Origin of the sequence: Paenibacillus oleatilyticus, from assembly GCF_018998565.1 — a bacterium.
In the GTDB taxonomy this organism is placed as follows: Bacteria; Bacillota; Bacilli; order Paenibacillales; family NBRC-103111; genus Paenibacillus_G; species Paenibacillus_G oleatilyticus.
Genome location: NZ_JAHNZO010000096.1, coordinates 1 through 423 on the forward strand (window position 1 = coordinate 1; position 423 = coordinate 423).

General features: G+C 57.9%; 1 pseudogene. It reads right to left on the reverse strand.

Annotation, left to right across the window (positions count from 1 at the left end):
* Window positions 1-423: pseudogene (locus KQX66_RS38830) on the reverse strand (hypothetical protein); the annotation flags it as partial.

Sequence of the window (423 nt, forward strand, 5' to 3'; positions counted from 1 at the left end):
GAACAACACCGAGTAGTTCAAACCGAAGGTGCGTCCGCGGCCCTTATAGCTGTACAGCTCAGGCGAGCCGTAGGTCGGGCTGTACAGGATCGGCGCGCGTTGGCCCCAAACGGTGGTGTATTCCTTGTCCAGCAGGTTTTCCACGCTGAAGCTGATTTTCCCTACCGGCAGGGTATAGCTGCCGAGAAAATCGAGGGTGTTGTAGCCATCGATTTTGCGGCCTTGGGTGGAGTTGGCCTTGGTGTAATCGCCGTCGTCCGACACATCGAAGGTTGGCTGCGACTGTAAGCGCAGATTCCAGTCGCCCGGCGCCCAGCCGACATAAGCGGTGACTTTCGATGGGCTGGCGGTATCGACCACCAGCTTCTTCCATTCGCCGTTGACCTTGGTTTCGGAACGGATAACGTTGAAGTTGGTGCCGGC